Source organism: Streptomyces sp. NPDC006012 (genome assembly GCF_042871185.1).
Lineage (GTDB): Bacteria > Actinomycetota > Actinomycetes > Streptomycetales > Streptomycetaceae > Streptomyces.
In genome coordinates this window covers 174,730-194,287 of sequence record NZ_JBIAIE010000016.1, presented here as the reverse complement: position 1 = coordinate 194,287, position 19,558 = coordinate 174,730, and the positions used below count along the sequence as shown (strand labels likewise).

At 70.5% G+C, this 19,558-nt stretch carries 14 protein-coding genes and 1 pseudogene; 6 read left to right on the top strand and 9 right to left on the bottom strand.

Annotated features, from left to right (window positions below; translation table 11 throughout):
- Positions 1-895 precede the first annotated feature (895 nt).
- The 3 genes from ACFYPJ_RS25670 to ACFYPJ_RS25660 form a co-directional block, all read right to left on the bottom strand.
- On the bottom strand, positions 896-2,110 hold the full coding sequence (locus tag ACFYPJ_RS25670) for a serine hydrolase domain-containing protein (protein WP_389021570.1): 1,215 nt from the start codon (positions 2,108-2,110) through the stop codon (positions 896-898).
- Positions 2,111-2,290: 180 nt separating this feature from the next.
- Entirely contained in the window at positions 2,291-2,641 is a 351-nt protein-coding gene (locus ACFYPJ_RS25665; protein ID WP_389021567.1) for a GNAT family N-acetyltransferase, read from the bottom strand.
- A 347-nt stretch (positions 2,642-2,988) separates the two neighbouring features.
- Positions 2,989-4,896: an acyl-CoA dehydrogenase gene (locus ACFYPJ_RS25660; protein WP_389021565.1), complete on the bottom strand. Its 1,908-nt coding sequence runs from the start codon at positions 4,894-4,896 to the stop codon at positions 2,989-2,991.
- 450 nt (positions 4,897-5,346) lie between these two features.
- Here ACFYPJ_RS25660 and ACFYPJ_RS25655 point away from each other — a divergent pair, with 450 nt between their 5' ends.
- From ACFYPJ_RS25655 to ACFYPJ_RS25645, 3 genes are all read left to right on the top strand, one after another.
- Positions 5,347-6,045: a TetR family transcriptional regulator gene (locus ACFYPJ_RS25655; RefSeq protein ID WP_389021562.1), complete on the top strand. Its 699-nt coding sequence runs from the start codon at positions 5,347-5,349 to the stop codon at positions 6,043-6,045.
- An 860-nt stretch (positions 6,046-6,905) separates the two neighbouring features.
- Positions 6,906-7,529, top strand: coding sequence for a hypothetical protein (locus tag ACFYPJ_RS25650; RefSeq protein WP_389021560.1), 624 nt, complete (start codon positions 6,906-6,908; stop codon positions 7,527-7,529).
- A 192-nt stretch (positions 7,530-7,721) separates the two neighbouring features.
- The gene (locus tag ACFYPJ_RS25645; RefSeq protein WP_389021557.1) at positions 7,722-8,606 is read left to right on the top strand and encodes a GNAT family N-acetyltransferase; all 885 of its coding nucleotides are present in this window, start codon (positions 7,722-7,724) and stop codon (positions 8,604-8,606) included.
- 107 nt (positions 8,607-8,713) lie between these two features.
- Here the strand turns inward: ACFYPJ_RS25645 and ACFYPJ_RS25640 are convergent, their stop codons facing one another.
- The 4 genes from ACFYPJ_RS25640 to ACFYPJ_RS25625 form a co-directional block, all read right to left on the bottom strand.
- The gene (locus tag ACFYPJ_RS25640) at positions 8,714-9,934 is read right to left on the bottom strand and encodes a globin domain-containing protein (RefSeq protein ID WP_389021554.1); all 1,221 of its coding nucleotides are present in this window, start codon (positions 9,932-9,934) and stop codon (positions 8,714-8,716) included.
- A gap of 176 nt (positions 9,935-10,110) precedes the next feature.
- Entirely contained in the window at positions 10,111-10,554 is a 444-nt protein-coding gene (locus ACFYPJ_RS25635; RefSeq protein ID WP_389021550.1) for an RrF2 family transcriptional regulator, read from the bottom strand.
- A 308-nt stretch (positions 10,555-10,862) separates the two neighbouring features.
- On the bottom strand, positions 10,863-11,585 hold the full coding sequence (locus tag ACFYPJ_RS25630; protein ID WP_389021547.1) for a dienelactone hydrolase family protein: 723 nt from the start codon (positions 11,583-11,585) through the stop codon (positions 10,863-10,865).
- A gap of 442 nt (positions 11,586-12,027) precedes the next feature.
- Entirely contained in the window at positions 12,028-12,480 is a 453-nt protein-coding gene (locus ACFYPJ_RS25625; protein ID WP_389021545.1) for a hypothetical protein, read from the bottom strand.
- A 199-nt stretch (positions 12,481-12,679) separates the two neighbouring features.
- On the opposite strand from ACFYPJ_RS25625, the gene ACFYPJ_RS25620 reads away from it, so the two are divergent.
- Together ACFYPJ_RS25620 and ACFYPJ_RS25615 are read left to right on the top strand one after the other, a co-directional pair.
- Positions 12,680-13,447, top strand: coding sequence for an SDR family NAD(P)-dependent oxidoreductase (locus ACFYPJ_RS25620; RefSeq protein ID WP_389021542.1), 768 nt, complete (start codon positions 12,680-12,682; stop codon positions 13,445-13,447).
- Between the two features lie 70 nt (positions 13,448-13,517).
- On the top strand, positions 13,518-14,441 hold the full coding sequence (locus tag ACFYPJ_RS25615) for an RNA polymerase sigma-70 factor (protein ID WP_389021539.1): 924 nt from the start codon (positions 13,518-13,520) through the stop codon (positions 14,439-14,441).
- Positions 14,442-14,791: 350 nt separating this feature from the next.
- Here ACFYPJ_RS25615 and ACFYPJ_RS25610 read toward each other — a convergent pair.
- Positions 14,792-14,947 (bottom strand): annotated as a pseudogene (locus tag ACFYPJ_RS25610) (fumarylacetoacetate hydrolase family protein); the annotation flags it as partial.
- 317 nt (positions 14,948-15,264) lie between these two features.
- On the opposite strand from ACFYPJ_RS25610, the gene ACFYPJ_RS25605 reads away from it, so the two are divergent.
- A complete protein-coding gene (locus ACFYPJ_RS25605; protein ID WP_389021536.1) occupies positions 15,265-18,189 on the top strand; it encodes an FAD-binding and (Fe-S)-binding domain-containing protein in 2,925 nt (974 codons plus the stop codon).
- Between the two features lie 154 nt (positions 18,190-18,343).
- On the opposite strand, the gene ACFYPJ_RS25600 is transcribed toward ACFYPJ_RS25605, so the two are convergent.
- The gene (locus ACFYPJ_RS25600; protein ID WP_389021533.1) at positions 18,344-19,363 is read right to left on the bottom strand and encodes an alpha/beta fold hydrolase; all 1,020 of its coding nucleotides are present in this window, start codon (positions 19,361-19,363) and stop codon (positions 18,344-18,346) included.
- Positions 19,364-19,558 lie beyond the last annotated feature (195 nt).

Here is a 19,558-nt window from a genome sequence, read left to right as displayed (position 1 = left end):
CACGGACGTCGAGCTCGCCGCATGACCCCAGCAAGACCGAATCACCCCAAACCCGACAGGGGTGCCTTGACGAAGGACATAGAGGCACCCCCCCCCCGAAGTGCGGAGGGAACCCGCTCGTGTAGGCCGTCCGGAGGCATCGCGGACGGTGAACCGCCGGATCACCACACGCTTTGCCGGATCACCACGGATGATGGTGCTCGTCGAGCCCTCGCCCCGCAGCGCCCGGTCTCCCGGAGCCGCCGCGGGGTCCGGATGATCCTGCGACGGCACCGCGAGGTGCGCGCCGCGGGACGCCGGCGGGGGCTCACCGGTGCTGCGTCCGGAGAGGTACCCGGCAGATGTGCGGCGTCCGGTGCGGTGCACCGCACGGCGGGGCGTCGCCCGCGTACCGGATGTACTCGGGTGGTGCAAGAACGCGGCGTGGGAGTTCCTTCCGCGCGGGCGCGGCCGGGTGTGCGGGAGTCGCCGCCGGGCGTCGTCGGCCGGTACGCCTCTGCGTGGCGGCACCGGACGGCGCCGCACCCGTGCGACGCTCCCGTGCCGGTCGAAGGAGAATCCGGGAGGTGATCAGGTGACGACTTCCCGCTGGTCCGGCGTGGGCTAAAGGGACCGCACCATCCGCCTGCCACCGCCCGAGTCACCGGTTCAGTGAGGAACCCCGACCGTTCGCGACGGCTCATGCAGCACTCCACCTCGTCGCCATCGTCCGCTCGCTCCGCGGACCCCGGCGTGATCGTTCGTCAGACAGCAGCAGGGACGGGCATCGCCGCGGCGAGCAGTTTGCCGGTTGCCTCCGGTGAAGTGGTGTACGGGTTCGACCTGATCCGAGGGCCGGCCAGGGGCTTCCGTGCCGGGCCTCCTGGTGACGGCGGTGCGCCGACCGGACCGAGGATCAGCCCCGGAGGGACGGTGCGGCGGCCACCGAGCCGTCACTGCTCGGAACGCGGGTGAGCAGGTCGGCGACCCGAGCGACCAACTGGCTCTCCTCGCCGTTGCGGGCGGCTGTCGGATGGTAGGCGAGCACAAAGCGGCGCCGCTGGTCGCGCGTGGAAAACACGGCGTTCTTGTAGCCGTATGTCTCGCCGGTCTTCCCCCAGAAGACGGTGCCGTTCACGACGGCCTGCTGCAGCCCGGTGCTGTAGCGGGCCGGAGAGCCGTCCAGCATCCGTATGCCGTTCGGTGGCAGGGTGAACATCATCTGGAGCAGCTCCGGCGGGAGCAACTCGCCCCAGAACAGCGCGGTGAGCATCCGGTCGAGGTCGCTCGTGGCCGAGATCATGTCGCCCTCGCCCCGGCTGGACGACTGGTCGTACGTGGTGATGTCCCGCAGACCGCCGTCGGCCGTCGTCAGATAGCCGTGCACGTGCCGGCCATGGATGCGCGGGTCGTCGCCGGGCACGACGGTGCGCGCCAGGCCCAGCGGACGCAGGATGCGGTTCGCGACGGCCTGCCCGTACGGGCGGCCGGTCACCTTGTCGACGATCAGTGCGGCCAGTACGTAGTTGATGCCGCGGTACTCCTGCCGGGTGCCCGGGGCGAACTTCAGCGGTCCGTGCGTCGCCGTCGCCACCCATTCCTGCGGCGTCCAGTGGTCGAAGCGATGACGGAACACCTCTTCCGCGCTGTCCGGCTCGGGTATGCCGACGTGGTCGGGCAGCCCGCTGGTGTGATTCAGCAGGTGCGCAACGGTGACAGCCGCGAACCGGGCCGGCAGCAGCCCCGGCAGGACACGGCACACCGGCGCGTCCAGGCCGATCCGGCCCTCCGCCACCAGTTGCAGTACCACCGTGGCGACGAAAACCTTCGTGATGCTGCCGATCCGAACCTTGTCGTGCGGTGTCACCGGCCGCTGCGTCCTGATGTCGGCCACGCCCGAGGTGCCGCGCCAGGAGCCGGCCGTACCGCCGACTCTCAGCTGGGCCGCCGTCGACGGCGGTTGCTCAAGGTCGTCGATCGCCGCCTGGAGGGCGGTGGGCTCCAGCGGCGGGAGTGACGCGGGCGAGGCGGCGGCGCTGTGCGCGGGCAGCATCACACCGGCGGCCAGCGCGGCCGTCCCCGCGAGGGCGGTGCCCGCAAAAGCGCGCCGTGACATGCGCGTTGAGGTCATGCTCTTCACCTTGTCAGCGGGCACGTGCCCGAGCATCAGGGTTCGCCCGGACTGATCCCCGATCACCACCCCGACCCGTCCCGCACCCGGATCACCCCCTCGGTACCCGGCATCCTCGATACACGCCTCATGGCGAGGGGCCCCAACACATCTCACCGTGTACGAGTTCGCCACATGCCCTCACGGCATGCGGGGCCACACGTCCAGAACCATCGTGTCCGAGCCTCCGTTGCGTCCGATCCGGGTGAAGCCGAGGGAGGTGTAGAGGCGTACAGCGGGGTTGCCGTCCTGGACGCTCAGGCTGAGCCGGGCGACGGGAGCCGGTCTCTCGACGGCTGCCCGGATCAGCGCGTCCATGAGGGCCCGGCCGTGCCCGCGGCCGCGGTGTCCGGGCAGTACGCCCATACTCGGTTCGGGGACGTCCGGCGGGACGAAGCCGTACCCGGGCTCGTCCTCGGGCAGGCACCGTGCCCAGGCCGCGCCGACCGGTTCGCCTGCGTCGGTTTCTGCGACGACCCCGAAATCAGCCACACGCGGCCAACCGACGAGGTGACGCGCGGCGTGCGGGTCGGCGGCAAGTTGCTCGGCAGTGAACCGGTGCTCGCCGTTCCAGTTGTATGCCTCCAACAGGATGCGTCAGAGGAAAGCTTCCACGCCCCGGGAACCCTCACCCGCGAAGGACGCCCGTTGGCTCGTGCGCGGCCACCAGCCTGGACGCCCTTCTCACAGCGCCGTACGTGTTCATCGACGGCCCGGCGGCGCCGCGTCCTCATCGACGACCATGCGGCCCCGCGCCGCCCGGATCCGGCAGGATCGGGCAGGGTTGGGCAATCGATACCTGATCGACTGTGTCCGCGAACACCGTCGGACTCGGTCGTCTAACCGCCGGTCCCGGCGTGGGCGGCGCCCACGAGGACGGGTTGCGGCCGGCTCTCCGGCTGCGTGGCCATGATGGGGTGGCTGCGCAGAAGTTCCCCCGAGACACCTTGCGCGTCGGCGAGGAGCAGGCCGTGGGGGCCGAGTTCGTCGAGTACGTCCTCGATCGTGTCCGGCAACGACAGGACCTGGTCGCTCTCCAGGCGCCGTACCCCGAGGAGATCGCCGGAATGGGCTGCGACGCGCCGCAGGGCGAACAGCCGGTGGAGGGCGTACAGGAGGCGGCTTGCCACTGGTTGGGTGGCCTGCCGGGCAGCAGTCAGCAGGCCCTCGGCCGCGAGGAAGTGGGCGTGGGCATCGACCAGTTCGAGGGCGGGAAGGACGGTTCGGTCCAGGGCGTTGCCGGGACGGGGGCTGCGCCGCCGCACGCGGGCCGCCGAGAGGGCGTCGCCGGTGTCCGTCGGCTCGTCCGCCGCCTTCGAGGGGCGGAGCCGCTCACCGGCGCGCTCGAACCATATGCGCTCGATGTCACCGAGCAGGTCCTGCAGGGCCTCGGGGTCGTCGAGGTCGGCCGGGCCGGAGCGGGACGGCCTCGGGGTGAAGTGGCCGAGGAGCATCTCCATGCCCGCTTTGATCCATATGACTTTGTTGTCACCTTCGGCGGTGATCGCTCCCTCGCCGGCCTGGAGTTGGCCCGCGATGCCGTTGGACAGGAACAAACCCTGGGCTCCGCAGCGTTCCCGGCATTCGGTCATCACCTGCCGACCACGCCAGGTGATCCAGCCCTTGGTGACGGCCACGAGCCGTTCGGCCTCGTCGCGTTCCTCGGCCGTGGTGGCGCCTTCCCACTTCCGGACCGCCGCACGGTGGAGGAATGTCGAGGCGTAGGCGGTGGCCAGGCCGTCGATGAGGGGCGCGTGGTGACTGCGGTGCTGCCACAGCGGAATGCTGCCGCCCCTGGTCCCGCTGGAGGTGTGGCGGACATGGGCGTAACGGACGGCGACCGTCAGGGCGTGGCGGGTGGTGCCGAGGTGGTACGCCTGCATGCACAGCTTGCCGTCGGTGACCCGGGTCACCGAGTTGAGGAATCGCTTGCGGGGGCTGCCGATGCTGCTGGTGTAGGTGCCGTCGGGCGTCAGCCGGCCGTGGTCGGCCTGCACCATGGCCTCGTAGGGCAGGCGGACGTGGGTGAAGGTGGTCAGGCAGTGGTCGACGGGGGCGCCCGCGGTCTGCGCCAGGCGTTCGACGGTGATGCCCGGCAGGCACTCCCCGCCGGTCTCGTCATGCAGGGGTACGAGGAAGAGGTGCACACCCTCGTCACGGTCGCCGGTGATCAGGCGGGCGGCGACCAGAGCCGTCTTGGGACCGCCGAGCGGGCTCGTGTTCGGCATGAACTTCGCTGCTTCCGGCCGCGGCGTGTGCAGGACGAACTCGCGGGCGGCCGGGTCGTAGGCGGCGGTGGTCTCCATCTGCGCAGCGCTGTTTCCGTGGGCCAGTTCGGTGCACAGGAAGACGCCGGTGCGGTCCAAGTCCACGAAGGGACGCAGGTCGCGCTCGCCCCCGGCGTTCAGCAGGCTTCCCAGGAAGAGGTTGTAGTGGATGCTCAGGATCGTGAAGAGTCCTGGGTCCACCGGGCCGACCCACTCGTGCAGGGCGGTGAACCGCGTCGGGTTCTGCGCGAGGACTTCGGGGCTGTCGGCAGCGTCCAGCAGGGTTTTGTTGACGTGCCGCAGGCGCTCGTAGGAGAGCGCCATCCGCTCCTCCGGCGGCAGCTCACGGTGATGGAACGTGGCGCTGCTAAAGAGGTCGCGCCAGGGAGCGTGGATCTGTTCGAACTGGCCATCGAAGAGTGCCTGCCTAAGGTCTGCTGCAACCGAATCGTCCTGCTGAGAGCTGGTCTGAATGATCACTCGGGGGACGATAAAGCATGCAGCGCGCATGCTTCACCATGATCATTAACACATCCTCTTGCCCTTGAAGTGCGACCTCCAAGCAGTGATCAAATTCCGGAGGCATGTGCTCAGCCTCCCAGGCAGCAGGCATATGCGGACAGAGCGGCGGCTCTTCGGGGTGCGGCACCGCGCCCCAGGCCGGCTTGGGCGTCGGCGGGGTGGAGGTGCGATGATCTACTGGCGTCGGCAGATGGCGACGAATCATCCAACAGGCATGGTTTTGCACGGGGTCGATCCTTGGCTGTGAGATGGATCACCCAACGGATGGTAAATGCGCGGACGTAGCCTCACTTTCACGACGGCCGCGTACGGACTCGACGTGGTGAAGCGGCCGTTGCCTCGCGGGCCGGAGCGACCCCGGCCACGAGGCTGCGGAGAAGGACACACACAACAGGAGGGTGCGGAGAAGTGCGACAGCCAGTCCAGGAACGTTCGAAGAGGACGAGACGGCTCGTACTGGATGCGGCCGCACGCCTGATCGCCGACCACGGAGTCGCCCGGGTGAGCCTTCAGCAGATCTTCGACAAGGCAGGTGTGTCCAGGGGGTCCGGACAGCACGTCTTCAAGACCAAACAGGAGATTGCCCTCGCGATCGTGCGGGAGGGCTTCAGCATGGATGCCGCGCTGCCGGGGAAACCTCGCGTGCAGGCGGTCGTGGATGCCTCGATCGTCCTGGCCTGGCTGACGGTCATGTCGCCGGTCGTCAGGGCTGCCGCACGCATCGTCACGGAGCAGGACAACCCCGAGACCTTCGGCGCCCTGTGGGACGGCTACGTTCCCATGGTCACGGGGATCCTGACCGAGGCGGCGAAGGAGGGCGAGCTGCTGGCGGACGTCGACCCGGCGGAGGTGGCCGAGCACTGGGTCATGGCCTTCACGGGTTACGACCTGAGATGCCGCCGCACCGTTGACGAGTTGCCCCGGCGGATCGCGAAGATGAATGTCTGGGCAGTGCGGGGCGTCGCGACCCCGGAGATCTTCGACCAGCTGATTTTCGACGTCCAGCGGGGCCTGACGCTGATCGCCGAGTCGGACTGGGCGAGCAGCTACATCTCCGACGCCGACGACCAGCGGAAGACCGGTGTGCCTGACGGCACGGCCGGTTGACGTTCCAAACAGGAGGCGCGGTACGGGCCCGACACCCCGCAGACGGAGTGCCCGTCCGGCGCACCGGGCGCCACCGGAGACGGGCCGCCGCGCACCCGGCCCGAGAGCTGCATACAGCGGGGGTCACCGGAGACGGCCCGCGGTGCCCTTGGCGCGAGAGCTGCGCACAGCTGACAGCCGTCGCCGCACACCGCGCACCACAATGCCCTTTCCATCCTCCACGGCTCGCCGTATCTCCTTCATCACGTTCCTCACGAAATGATCTGGGCTGGCCGTGAAGGCGACCTTTTCCCGAACCATGGGCTGTACATGGTCCGATGTGAACCGGTGAACCGTCGGCCGGGGAAGACCTGACTGGTCGCGTTCCCGGGGCGGATCACACGTCGACTGGTTGGGGGATGGCGATCGGGGAGGTGCAGCCGGGCGTGCCGACGCCGGCCGACGAGCTGCTCGGTGGCCGAGGCGCGGAACGGCCGTACGACACAGGTGTACCGGGGCGGGCCCCGAGTGACCTGTGGCTCTCTCCTCGGCCCGGCGCAGCGGTCAGCTCCCGCCGCCACCGGTGCGGAAGTGGACGCCGGCACTGCTACCGTCACACGTGTGCACGCACCGTCCTCCCTGGTGAAATATGCGCCGGGCCTGGACCTGGTCGGCGTCCGGCATCCGGTCCGGCCATCGCCTCATGCTTCTTACCCCCGTGCCTCTGACCGCTGGATGACGAGCGGCGTTCCGGCAGAGCGTGGCTGACGGCACCACCGCACAGTCCTGGCGGTGAAGTGAACTCGTGCACCTGCGGCTGACTGCCGCTCGCACGGCACGCGGGGAGGTCGGCCGTCCCCGCATCGAACGGAAGGTTCTGCATGCAAGCCCTCATCCTCAACGACTCCGTGTTCCTGGAGGGTTTCCACCGGTTGGAGGAGCTGTTCCACGAGCTGACCTCCCTCTACCTCGGGGTCCTGTCCCCGGAGGAGATCTGGACGGCGGAGGCCGCGTACGAGGGCTGGTGGAGGATCGCCCGGCAGTTGCCACCGGCCGGGACGACATGTCCCTGCCGCACCCGCCGACCGGATCACGACGGCCAGAACGCCCCCGTGGCGCCGGGTCCCTGCCTCGGGGCCGTCAAGGGACGGTGCTTGCACGTCATCGAGTCGAATCACGTCGACCTGGCCACGTTGGAGCTGCTTCATGGGCTGCTCTCCCGGTCCGGAGGCGAGCGCACCACCCAACTCGCCGAGGCCCTCAAGGACATCGAACGACCCGGTGAACGGCTCGTCGACGACTTCCGGCGGATCATCGCCACCCTCCGCCTCCAGCCCCCTCCGGAGCTGATGGCGGCCCTCCGGGCGGCGACGGCATCACACGCGACAGCGCGCATTCACCTGAACCCGGCCCAGAACCGGGCCTACCGGGCCTTCCTCCGCAGGTTCGAGCAGACGTTCTACCGCGACGGCCGACCCGAGCCCGACACCGCACGGCATCAGTGAGCGACGGCTCGCCACCGACGCTGATGGGACGACGAGTCGGAAGTCGGCCGGACTCAGCGACGGAGCTGATCAACACCCCCATGATCAGGCTCAGTTGCCGCACCTGGCGGGCAGACGTCGGGTGGTTGCTCTCGGCGCCTCGTCTCCGGGCGGGCACTCCCCCGAGTCGAGTAGTTCGGGGACCATGAAGCAATGCGCCCGGACGACTGGTACCTCACCGAAGACATCGACGAGTTTCTCGCCCGAGCCGGAGACTTCCTCCGCTCGCGCCCCGCCCTGCACACCACCACGCTGACGACGGCCGAGAAACTGCGCACACGCGGGGCGGACGCATCCGGCGCCGAAGCCACCCTCTTCGGCCGACTGGAGTCGGGGGGTGAGGTCCGCGCCGTCTTCCACCGACCTCCGTCCCGGCGTCTGACCCTCACGCCCCTCTCTCCCGGACAGGCCGACACCCTCGCCGCCCGCCTGTCCGGCCTCGGCCACACCCCTTCCGGCGTCACCGCGGACCACGACAGCGCGACCGCCTTCGCCGAGGCATGGCAGCGGCACACTGGCGCGGCACCGGTAGCGCATTGGTGGGGCCGTCTCCACCGCCTCGGCACGCTCACCCCGCCGGGACCGCTCCCCGAGGGCCGTGGCCGGGTCGTCGGGGAGCAGGATCACGAGCAACTCGTACGCTGGTGCGGTGAGTTCCTCGCCGACGTCGGAGAGGCCCTCTCCCTGGACGCCGGCTCCTGGGCCGCATCGCGCTTCGCCGACAAGCACTTCACGGTCTGGGAGACCCCGGACGGCACTCCCGTCTCCATGGCAGGCTCGACTTCGCTGATCGGCGGCATGATCCGGGTCGACCCCGTCTACACCCCGGCCCACCTCCGGGGCCGCGGCTACGCGGGGGCCGTGACGGTCGAGGTGAGCAGAGCCGCGCTGAGCGCGGGCGCGACGGACGTCGTCCTGTTCACGAACCCGGCGAACCCCACCAGCAACGCCCTCTATCAGCGGATCGGATACGTCCGCGTCGCCGACTTCACCGGGTATGCCTTCACCTACGACCACGACGCGCCAGTAGCCGGTTAGGGACACGGCCGGCGCACGGCCGGCCGGAACCGATCCGCCGACACCACACCGCCGGCGGCGGTGCGCATTCGCCGGCCCAGGACAGCCGGCGGGTCGGCACGGGGGGACTACTCGGTCGCCGACGAGGCGGCGAGCCAGAGGTCCGGTCCGAATACCTCGTAGTGGATGTCCTGGGCCGGGACGCCGCGGCGGAGCAGGTCACCGCGCAGGGACCGCATGAACGGCAGCGGGCCGCACAGGTAGGCGGTGACGGATTCGGGCAGTTCGACGGCGTCGAGATCGGCCAGGCCGGTGGCCGCCTCCGCTTCCTGGCCGTCGGGCTCCTCGTACCACAGGTGCAGCCTCGCGTCGGGCAGTGCCCGGACCAGGTGCTTCAACTCCTCGCGGTGGGCGTGGTCGTCGGGTGTGCGATCGGCGTGGACGACGGTGACCGGCCGGGACGATCCGCCGGCCGCCAGGTGGTTCAGCATGGACAGCACGGGGGTGGCGCCGATTCCGGCGGAGGCCAGCAGCAGCGGTCCGTCGCCGGGGCTCAGCGTCAGGTCTCCGAACGGGGCGGAGACGGTGAGGGTGTCGCCGGCTCGGGCGTTCTCGTGCAGCCAGGACGAGACCTCGCCGTCGGGCTGTACGGCACCGCCGGCGACGCGCTTGACGCTGATCCGCCACTCCGGGCGTCCGGGGGCACCGGAGAGGCTGTACTGGCGTATCTGGCGTGCGCCGTCCGGCAGTTCGGCCTGCACGCTGACGTACTGGCCCGGCCGGAAGGAAGCGCACGGCCGGCCGTCGGCACGGCGCAGGGTGAAGGAGACCACGTCGGGAGAGTCCTCCTGCCGCTCGACGATCGTCATCCGCTGCCAGGTTCCGCCGTCGGCCGCATCGGCCTGCCCGGCCTGCGCGTAGAGCCGGGTCTCGATGGCGATCAGGGCGTTGGCCATCAGCCAGTAGACCTCGTCCCAGGCGGCGGCGACTTCCGTCGTGACGGCGTCGCCGAGCACCTCGCCGATCGCGGCGAACAGGTACTTGTGGACGATCTCGTACTGGTCGGAGGTGACGCCGAGCGACGCGTGCCTGTTCGCGATGCGGGCGAGCATCGTGTCGGGGCGGACGTCCGGGTGCGCCAGCAGCAGTCCGGCGAAGGCCGCGATCGAACCCGCCAGCGCCTTCTGCTGCTCGCCGTTGGCCTGGTTGCCGCGGTTGAAGAGGTCCCTCAGCAACTCGGGGTGGGCGTCGAACATTCCGGCGTAGAAGACTTCGGCGATCTCACCGATGGCGGCGCCGACGACGGGCAGGGTTTCCCGGACGACGGGCGTGGACTGCTGGGAGAGCACTGATACCTCCAATAATTTGCATGTCAGATTCCAATTTTTGGGCGCGCGTGTCCACGGCCCGGAGCCCGGCCACGCAGGGCGGCCCGAAGCCTGGCCACACTCGAACGACTCTTGACCCGACCGCTCGGGACGGCCCGGATGAGCCCGGCCGCCCGGAACGACCGGGGCCCGCCTGGTCAGTCGGGGCGGACGCCGACCAGCCCGACCAGTACCGGTCCGGTGGGCGACGCCACCAGGTCGGAGACGGTCAGCGGATCGAGAGCGGCATAGAACGCCTCCTGTGCGGCGCTCAGCGCCCGGCGCAAGCGGCAGGCCGCGCGCAGCGGGCAGGGCGAATCACCTTCGCAGGCCACGACCTCACCCTCACCCTCCAGCTCGCGGACCAGCCGGCCGACCGACGCCTGCCGCCCGTGTTCGGTCAGTTCGAGCCCTCCCCCGCGCCCCCGCCGGGCCTCGACCACCCCGAGGTGCTGGAGACGGGCGACCGCCTTCGCCATATGCGCGTACGGCACCGTCATCACCTCCGCGACCTCACGCGTCGTCAGAGCGTCACCCTGCGGCGAGACGGCCAGACGCATCATCGCGCGCAGCGCCAGATCCGTGAACTTGGTCAATCGCACCTCGACACGCTAACAAATATGCATTCCAGATTCCAATTAAAGAGTGGTGGTCGGCGGCGTGGTGTCCGCCACGTTCCCGGAGCCGCAACGGATCACGACACCGATACCAGCGCGACCTTCACCGACGTCGGTCCACAGAAGCACGGACGCCCCGACCGGCCGGTACCCTCCGACGGCGGGCACCGCCCCGATCGAGGCGTTCGTGCTTCTGCCGGTCACCGCCACCGAGGAGGGCCGGGACCCGTCCTCGATGAGCGGCATGCCTGCCGACGCCGTCTACCGGCTGCTGCTGGTCCGACGGCCCTGCGTCACTTCAGGTGCCGCCCGAAGAAGCGGTCCCCGTCCTCCCTCTCGAACCACGGGGTGCCGAGGTGGCCGCCCAGATTGGCGTGCAGCGTCTTCTCCTTGCTGCCGAAGGCGTCGAACAGGTCCAGGGCCCGTTGCCGGGGGTTCCCTTCGTCGTCCCACTGCAGCAGGAACAGCAGCGGTACGGTGACCTGCCGGGCCTCTGCACGCTGGGCGCGGGGCACGTAACCCCCGGCGAAGAAACCGGCGGCCGCGATGCGCGGCTCGACCGCCGCAAGGCGGATGCCGAGGGCGGTCCACCCCGAGTACCCGACCGGGCCGCCGATCCCGGGCAGCGCGAGGAGGGCGTCCAGGGTGGTCCGCCAGTCCGGGACCGCCTTTTCGACCAGCGGGCCGACGAAGGACTCGAAGATCTCGTCGACCGGCTCGCCGGCCTGCATCGCCCGGCGGAGGTCGGCGCGGGCCTGCTCGTCGGCGGCGGAACGGGGCCGGTCGCCGCACCCGGGGGCGTCGATGGAGGCCACCGCGTAGCCGTACGCCGCGGAGAGCCGGGCCCGGGCCACCAGCCGGGGTTCCGCCTTGGGCAGGCCGTTGTTGTGGGCCATCAGGATCAGCGGGGCCGGTGCGGCGGATTCGGGCGTCCACAGGGTGCCGGGGATCTCGCCGAGGGTGAATTCGCGTTCGAGGACACCGCCGTCGAGGCGTTGTTCAGAAGTGAAGTGCATGGTCGTGCCTTTCGGAAGCGCTGTTGAACGGCGCTCCCGGACGACCTATCGCCCGACCGTGACCCCGGAGGGGAGCACCCATGTCGATACGTTCACGGGTACCACCTCCTCGTTCTCTTGCACGGCCTCCGGAAAGGTAGCAGTGGCCGCCGCGGTCCGCCAACAGGTTTTTGCGGAGGCTCCGGGACCGGACGCCACGGAGCAACTCGCCTGATCGCAGGCCCAGACGATGCCGTCCCGGACGAGATCGACACCATCGTGGCGCCCGGCACCGGACCAGTACCGGCGCCGGTATCGATCTCGGGCCGCCGGACGTCGCCTTCACCTCGCCCTCCGTGACCGAACCGGCGCCGCGCAGCCGCCCCGTGACCGGCGTTCCGCGGCCCGGCCAAGTTCCGCGCGCGTGCCGGTCGGCACACGGCGTGGCCGACGCGCGACGCACTCACCAGCGCAGGGCAATTCCTCTCCCCGTGCCGCGGCCCTGGCCCGGGGGGTCGCGGTCGATCACGCCGAGTTGTTCCATCCGGTCCAACTGGTAGGCGACCGATGCCGTGCTCGACAGCCCCACCCTCCTGCCGATCTCCCGCATCGAGGGTGCCTCGCCACGGTCGGCCACCCACTCCCTGATACACGCCAGGATGCGTTCCTGCTGGTCGGTGAGGCGGCCCTCTGCCTCCTGCAAGTCCCGGACATGCCGACGCAGCTCGACCCTGGCCGCGGGCGACCGGCCGGCCGCAGTCTCCCAGTACGGATGGGAGGCGAGCCGGACGGACAGCCGCTGCAGCTGACGCCGGAGCGCGACCGTCCGGAACGGCCGACGCTCCAACGCCGCGTAGGTGCGATTCCAGTCGCGCTGAGCCTGGACCAAGTCGAGCGGAAACATCCTGTGCACCATGCCCAGATTCAATCATATGTTCGATTTTTGGGCCAGGAGCCACACCGCCGCGGCGGGACGCAGGTGTCACTGAGCATCCTGCTCGCCCGCTGGGTGAAGAACTCCTGCCGTCCGCATGTCAGGGATGGCCGGGCTGTCTCGTCTCAGGCCGTGAAGACGGGTTCCGCGAAGAACCCGCCACGACGACAAGGAGCAGATCATGAGCGAGGAGAACACGCGCCAGGAGGTCGCGCTGATCACCGGGGCGAACAAGGGGATCGGGCGTGGCGTTGCCGAGCAACTCGCCGCGCTGGGCATGACGGTGGTGATCGGGGCCAGGGACCCGCTGCGCGGCGAGGACGCCGCTGCGGCGGTGCGCGCGGCCGGCGGCGATGCGCACGCGGTCACCTTGGACGTCACCGACCGGGCCACCGTCCGGGGGGCCGCGCAGCAGCTTGAGGACCGTTTCGGCCGGCTCGACGTACTGGTCAACAACGCCGGCATCTCCGGCTCCGGACAGGTGTCGCCCCAGGACGCCCACGATCAGGTCCCTGGCTCCGTCGACCTGGACATGGTCCGGGCGGTGTTCGAGACCAACGTCTTCGGGGTGATCTCCGTGACCAACGCCATGCTGCCGCTGTTGCGGCGGTCACCGGCGCCACGCGTCGTCAACGTCAGCAGTCATGCCGCGTCGCTGACTCTCACCAGCGACCTGGACGGCCCCTTCGCGGCACTGCTGCCGTCGGCCGCGTACTCGCCGTCCAAGAGCGCGCTGACGGCGCTGACCGTGCAGTACGCCAAGGAGCTGCGGAAGGACGGCATCCTGGTCAACGCGGTCGCCCCCGGCTTCGTCGACACGGACAGCAACAACCACACCGGGTTCCTCACGGTCGCGCAGGGCGCCGCGGTCGTGGTGCGCCTGGCTACGCTCGGCGCGGACGGACCGACCGGGGGGTTCTTCAGCGAGGAGGGTCCGGTGCCGTGGTGATGGTGGCCCCGGGCAGCCGCGTCGTATCGGCCCGGCGGCAGAAGACCCCTCGTGGCAAGGAGGATCCGGCGTGACGAAGACCGAGGAGTTCCAGGAGCTGCGGCCGCTGCTGTTCTCGATCGCCTACCGGATCCTGGGCAGTGTGAGCGAGGCGGAGGACGCGGTCCAGGAGACCTGGCTGCGCTACCAGGCCACCTCCACCCGGCCCGGGTCGGCCAAGGCGTTCCTGTCGACCGTGGTCACCCGGATCTCGATCGACGTGCTGCGCTCGGCCCGGGTCCGGCGGGAGGAGTATGTCGGACCGTGGCTCCCCGAACCGCTGCTGACCGACCCGTACGAGGATCCGGCGCGGTCGGCGGAGCTGGCGGACTCGCTGTCCATGGCGGCCCTGCTCCTGTTGGAGCGGCTCACCCCGCTCGAACGCGCGGTCTTCGTGCTGAGGGAGGTGTTCGCCTTCGGCTTCCCGGAGATCGCGTCGGCCGTGGGACGGTCGGAGGCGGCGTGCCACCAGCTCGCGGTGCGGGCACGCCGTCACATGGACGCGGGGCGGGTCCGGTTCGAGGCCGACCGGAAGGAACGCGAGAAACTCGCCGAACGGTTCTTCGACGCCTTCCGCGAAGGAGACGTCGACGGGCTGACCGAGCTGCTGGCCGCCGACGTTCAGATGATCGGCGACAGCGGCGGCAAGGCCCCGCAGTTCAAGCCCGTCATCCGCGGTGCCGAGAACGTGCTCCGGGCGCTGGCGACCTTTGTCCCGCTGGTGATCAGGAGCGGTGGCGTCGTGGAGCCGCGGCAGGTGAACGGCCAGCCGGGTTCGGTCTTCCGCGACCGCAACGGCCAGGTCCTCAGCACCTGGGCACTGGACGTGCTCGACGGGCAGATCCAGACGATCCGCACGGTGAACAACCCCGACAAGCTCGGGCACGTCGGTCTCGTGGCGGACGCCTGGGCTGCCTTCCGCGAGGCGAACCAGGCACACCGGCCCGGAGATTGAGCGCGGAGCCGGCCGCGTTCCGGGGCGGGGGGATGCCGGGGACCGGTCCCGCGGCCCGCGAGCGGCGGGGCGAAACCGCACGGGGCTGACCTCGTCAGCCCCGTGCGAGTGGAATCGCGGTGCGAGTGGGCCGCGACGGCCGACACCGAGTGGCCGGCTCGGGCGCCCGGACCACCGCGGCGGAGACCCGCTGACCGGCCGGTGCGCGGGGTTCGTCGATGACCGGGTTCTCCAGGGATCCGATCTTGTCGATCTCGACGCGAACGGTGTCGCCCGCCTTGAGATACATGCCGGGCCGGTGCCAGGCGATGCCGCTTCGGGGTGCCGGTGGCCAGCACGGCCTGCTTCTCGTTCGGGACGTTCCTGCACCGCTTGCCGATCACCACACCGAGTTCGCCCTCGTAGTCGACCTCGTTCGGGGCGACCGCCGGGATCCAGACCGGATCACCGGGCCCGATGATGCTGGTCTGCTGTTTGTTGAACCATGCCTGTGATTGTTGAACCATGCCTGACGAGTGGGCCGCTCCATGTGGGTCTCTTCGAGATGGGCCGCGTAGTCGTAGCCGATACCGGGCCTTCTTCACCGAGCCCTACCCGGTGCGGACCACGGTCGGGTCCGACCTGATGGACATCCTGGTCGGGATCGACGTGGTGGCCGTCATGCATGATCGAGCCGGAAGCGACTGACCTGCCCCGGCCGTACCGGGGCCGGGTGGCGCGGCGTGCCTGTCAGGTCGTCGCCCGCCCGGCACCGGGTATCCGGCCGGGCGCACACCGACCGCCCTGACCAAGGGCACATCTGTCCACCGAGGAGTCACACGTCATGCCGCTGCTGGAGCCCAGCCCAGAAGCCCTCCGTCCCCGAGCCGCCCGCTCCGCGGCCCCCGACCGGCTCCCCGACGGCCGGGCGGCCGGTACGCCCGGACCGCTGCGCGACGCACTGACCGCCCTGCTGGGTCCGGACAAGGTCCGGTGGAAGGTCTCCGACCTGGTGAAGTACGCCTCCGACGCGAGCCCCTACCGGTTCGTCCCGCAGGTCGTCGTGGTCCCGGAGGGCATCGACGACGTCTCGGCGGTCATGTCGTACGCGCGCCGCAACGGACGTGAGGTCGTCTTCCGGGCGGCGGGCACCAGTCTGAACGGCCAGGCCCAGGGCGAGGACATCCTCGTCGACGTCCGCCACCACTGGACGGGCATCGAGGTTCTGGACGACGGCGCGCGGGCACGTGTCAGCCCCGGCACCACGATCATGCGCGCCAACGCGACCCTCGCCCGGTACGGCCGGCTGCTGGGCCCCGATCCGGCGAGCGCCATCGCCTGCACGGTCGGCGGGGTCGTCGCCAACAACGCCTCCGGGATGACGGCCGGCACCACCCGCAATGCGTACCGCACCGTCGCCTCGCTGACCTTCGTCCTGCCGAGCGGCACCGTCGTCGACACGGCCGATCCACGGGCGGACGAGTTGCTGGCGCGGGCCGAACCGGAGCTGTGCGAGGGGCTGCTCGCCCTCAAGGCGGAGATCGAGGCGGACCCGGCGCTCACCGCCAGGATCCGCGCCAAGTACGAGATCAAGAACACCAACGGGTACCGGCTCGACGCCTTTCTCGACGGCGCCACGCCCGTGCAGATCCTGCGCGGGCTGATGATCGGCTCCGAGGGCACCTTCGGGTTCATCTCCGACGTCGTCTTCGACACCCTTCCACTGGACCGGATGGTCTCCTCCGCGCTGCTGTTCTTCCCCTCGCTGACCGCAGCCGCGGCTGCCGTGCCGCTGTTCAACGCGGCGGGAGCCATCGCCGTCGAGCTGATGGACGGCAACACGCTGCGCGCGTCGGTGCACGTCCAGGGCGTGCCCGCGGACTGGTCCGAACTGCCCCGGGAGACCGCGGCGCTGCTGGTGGAGTTCCGGGCCCCGGACGAGCCGGGGCGGGAAGCGTACGAGCGGGCGGCGGCCGCGGTCGTCGAAGGGCTGGACCTGGTCGCGCCGGTCGCCTCGGTGACCAATGAGTTCACCCGTGACGCCAAGGTCGTCTCCGGTTACTGGAAGGCCCGCAAGGCATTCGTCACCGCCGTCGGCGGCTCGCGCCCGCCGGGTACGACGCTCATCACGGAGGACTTCGCGGTTCCGCCGTCCCGTCTCGCCGAAGCCTGCCAGGACCTCCTGCGGCTTCAGGCGGAGCACGGTTTCGACGCCGCCGTGGCGGGCCACGCCGCCCACGGCAATCTGCACTTCCTGCTCGCCTTCGACGCGTCGAAGCCGTCCGACGTCGACCGGTACGCCGCGTTCATGGACGACTTCTGCCGGATGACCGTGGAGCGTTTCGACGGATCGCTCAAGGCGGAGCACGCCACCGGCCGCAACATCGCCCCGTTCCTGGAACTGGAATGGGGCCCCAGGGCCACCGAGTTGATGTGGCGCACGAAACAGGTCATCGACCCGGACGGGGTGCTGGCCCCGCGGATCGTCCTCGACCGCGACCCCGCGGCGCATCTGCGCGGACTGAAGACCATCCCCAAGGTCGAGCTGGTCGCCGACCCGTGCATCGAGTGCGGTTTCTGCGAACCGACCTGCCCCAGCCAGGACCTGACCACCACGCCCCGCCAGCGGATCGTGCTGCGCCGGGAGATGATGCGGCAGCAGAGCGGTTCGCCGGTGGAGACCGAACTGCTCGACTCCTACGGCTACGACGCCGTCGACACCTGCGCGGGTGACTCCACCTGCAAACTCGCCTGTCCGGTCGGCATCGACACCGGCGCCATGATGAAGGACTTCCGCCATCTGCGGCACTCCCCGCGCGAGGAGCGGATCGCGGCCCGCACCGCCCAGCGGTTCACGGCCGTGGAGAACTCGGCGCGGCTGGCCGTCGCGGCGGCCGACAAGATCAGTGACCGGCTGCTGGAGAGCGTCACCGGGCTCGCCCGCAAGGCGGTCAACCCCGATCTGGTGCCCCAGTGGCTGCCGGAGATCCCCCCGGCCGCCGCCCGCCGGCCGCCTCGTACCTCGCGGACGGGAGCGAGCGCCGTCTACTACCCGGCCTGCGTCAACCGGATCTTCGGCGACTCCGACGGCGACGGCACCGCCTCGCTGCAACAGGCCGTCGTCGACGTCTCGGCCCGCGCGGGCAAGCCGGTGTGGATCCCCGAGGACGTGGCGGGAACCTGCTGCGCGACGATCTGGCACTCCAAGGGGTACGCCGACGGCAACACGGTGATGGCCAACCGCATCGTGGCAGCCGCCTGGGAGTGGACCGAGTCCGGGCGGCTTCCGCTGGTCGTCGACGCCTCGTCGTGCACGCTGGGCATCGCCCACGAGGTGGTCCCGTATCTCACCGACGCCAACCGGGAACGGCACCGGCGGCTGACCGTCGTCGACTCCGTCGTCTGGGCGGCCGAGGAACTGCTGCCGGAACTGACCGTCCTGCGGCGAACCGCCTCGGCGGTCCTCCACCCGACGTGTTCGATGCAACACCTCGGTGACGTGGAGCAGTTGCGCACGGTTGCCGCGGCCTGCGCGGAGGAGGTCGTCGTGCCCGACGACGCCGGGTGCTGCGCGTTCGCCGGCGACCGCGGGATGCTGCACAAGGAGCTGACGGAGTCGGCGACGGCGAAGGAGGCGGCGGAGGTGAACTCCCGCGAGTACGCGGCCTATCTCTCCGCCAACCGCATGTGCGAGATCGGCATGGACCGGGCGACGGGGCGTCGATACCACTCGGTCCTGATCGAGCTGGAGCGGGCGACCCGGCCCTGACGTCCCGACGCTGCCACCACACCGGCCCCGATCCCGGCCCCGACGCTGCCACCACACCGGCCACGGCCCCGACCGACCCTGACCGACCCTGACCGGCCCTGCGCGGGCCGGCCGGGGCCGGAGGGTGCCTTCAGCCGCGTACCGGCGAGGCCCGTCAGCGCAGGCGGCGGCGCTGCCGCCGACCCAGGGCGAGCATGCCGCCGCCCGTGAGAAGGAACGCGGTGACGGCACCGAGCGCGACGGCCTGCCCGCCGCGCCCGCCGGTACCGGTCTTCGCCAGTTGCGGAGCCGATCCGGCGGCGGCCGCGCCCTGGAGAATCAGGTCGGCCACGGCGTCGGGCCGCGCGATGAGGGACACGTGGCAGGTGTCGATCTCCACGGTGTGCGAACCGGCGCGCTTGGCCTCGAAGCGTTCCTGCTCGGGGTTGATGGCCATGTCCTGCCGGCTCACGAGCGCCCAGGACGGTATGTCCTTCCACGCCGCGGCCTCGGCCTTCTCGGAGAACGCGGTCGTGGCGGCCGGGCGCTGGGTGGCGGCCAGCAGGTTCGCCTGGCTCTTGGGCAGGCAGGCCGCGAACACGGAGTGCACCTTGTCCCGTTTGATGTACAGGTCGGTGCCGCTCGCGCCGCCGGTCCGGTAGGGCACGGAGTCGGTGGCGCCGCCGAGGGCACTGGGGAACCGGGCGGACAGTGACATGCCGCTCTCACCGACGTCGGGCATCTGCGCGGACACGTAGACCAGAGCCTTCACCTGTGCGTTGCCCGCGGCGGCCGTGCTGATGACGGCACCGCCGTAGGAGTGACCGGCCAGGACGACGGGTCCCTTGACCGACTTCAGCACCGAGGCGATGTACGCGGAGTCGCTGTGCAGCCCGCGCAGCGGATTGGCCGGGGCCATGACCTTGTACCCGCGGCGCTCCAGCCGTTCGATCACTCCGTTCCAGCTGGAGCCGTCCGCGAAGGCGCCGTGCACCAGAACGATGGTCGGTGTCGCGGCGCTCGCCCCGCTCCCGGTCCTGGTCTGCGTCCCGCTCTCCATCCTGGTCTGCGTCCTGTCCTCCGCCGTGGCCGGAGCCACGGTCACCGCACACAGGGCGGCAACCGCACCCCCCGACGCCATGAGGCGGCGCCGCTTGGCGCGCTGCGGGGAGGTGCGTATCGCGGGTACGGTCATGCCGCCCTCACTTCCGTCCGGGGCTGTCACCCAAAAGCATCAGCACCAGGGCGCGTACGGGCCCGACCACACCGTCCACCGGGGTGATTCGGCGTGGCATCGGAGTGAAGTCCGGCGCCCGCCCGGGATGCACGATCCCCATCACCGCGTGGGCGACACGGCCCGCCGGGACGCGTGCCCAACACGACTGTCCAG

Coding starts and splice junctions, on each gene's coding strand:
- ACFYPJ_RS25630 (WP_389021547.1), bottom strand. CDS start 11,585: ATGCACTTCACTTCTGAACAACGCCTCGACGGCGGTGTCCTCGAACGC.
- ACFYPJ_RS25670 (WP_389021570.1), bottom strand. CDS start 2,110: ATGACCTCAACGCGCATGTCACGGCGCGCTTTTGCGGGCACCGCCCTC.
- ACFYPJ_RS25600 (WP_389021533.1), bottom strand. CDS start 19,363: ATGACCGTACCCGCGATACGCACCTCCCCGCAGCGCGCCAAGCGGCGC.
- ACFYPJ_RS25625 (WP_389021545.1), bottom strand. CDS start 12,480: ATGGTGCACAGGATGTTTCCGCTCGACTTGGTCCAGGCTCAGCGCGAC.
- ACFYPJ_RS25620 (WP_389021542.1), top strand. CDS start 12,680: ATGAGCGAGGAGAACACGCGCCAGGAGGTCGCGCTGATCACCGGGGCG.
- ACFYPJ_RS25605 (WP_389021536.1), top strand. CDS start 15,265: ATGCCGCTGCTGGAGCCCAGCCCAGAAGCCCTCCGTCCCCGAGCCGCC.
- ACFYPJ_RS25650 (WP_389021560.1), top strand. CDS start 6,906: ATGCAAGCCCTCATCCTCAACGACTCCGTGTTCCTGGAGGGTTTCCAC.
- ACFYPJ_RS25645 (WP_389021557.1), top strand. CDS start 7,722: ATGCGCCCGGACGACTGGTACCTCACCGAAGACATCGACGAGTTTCTC.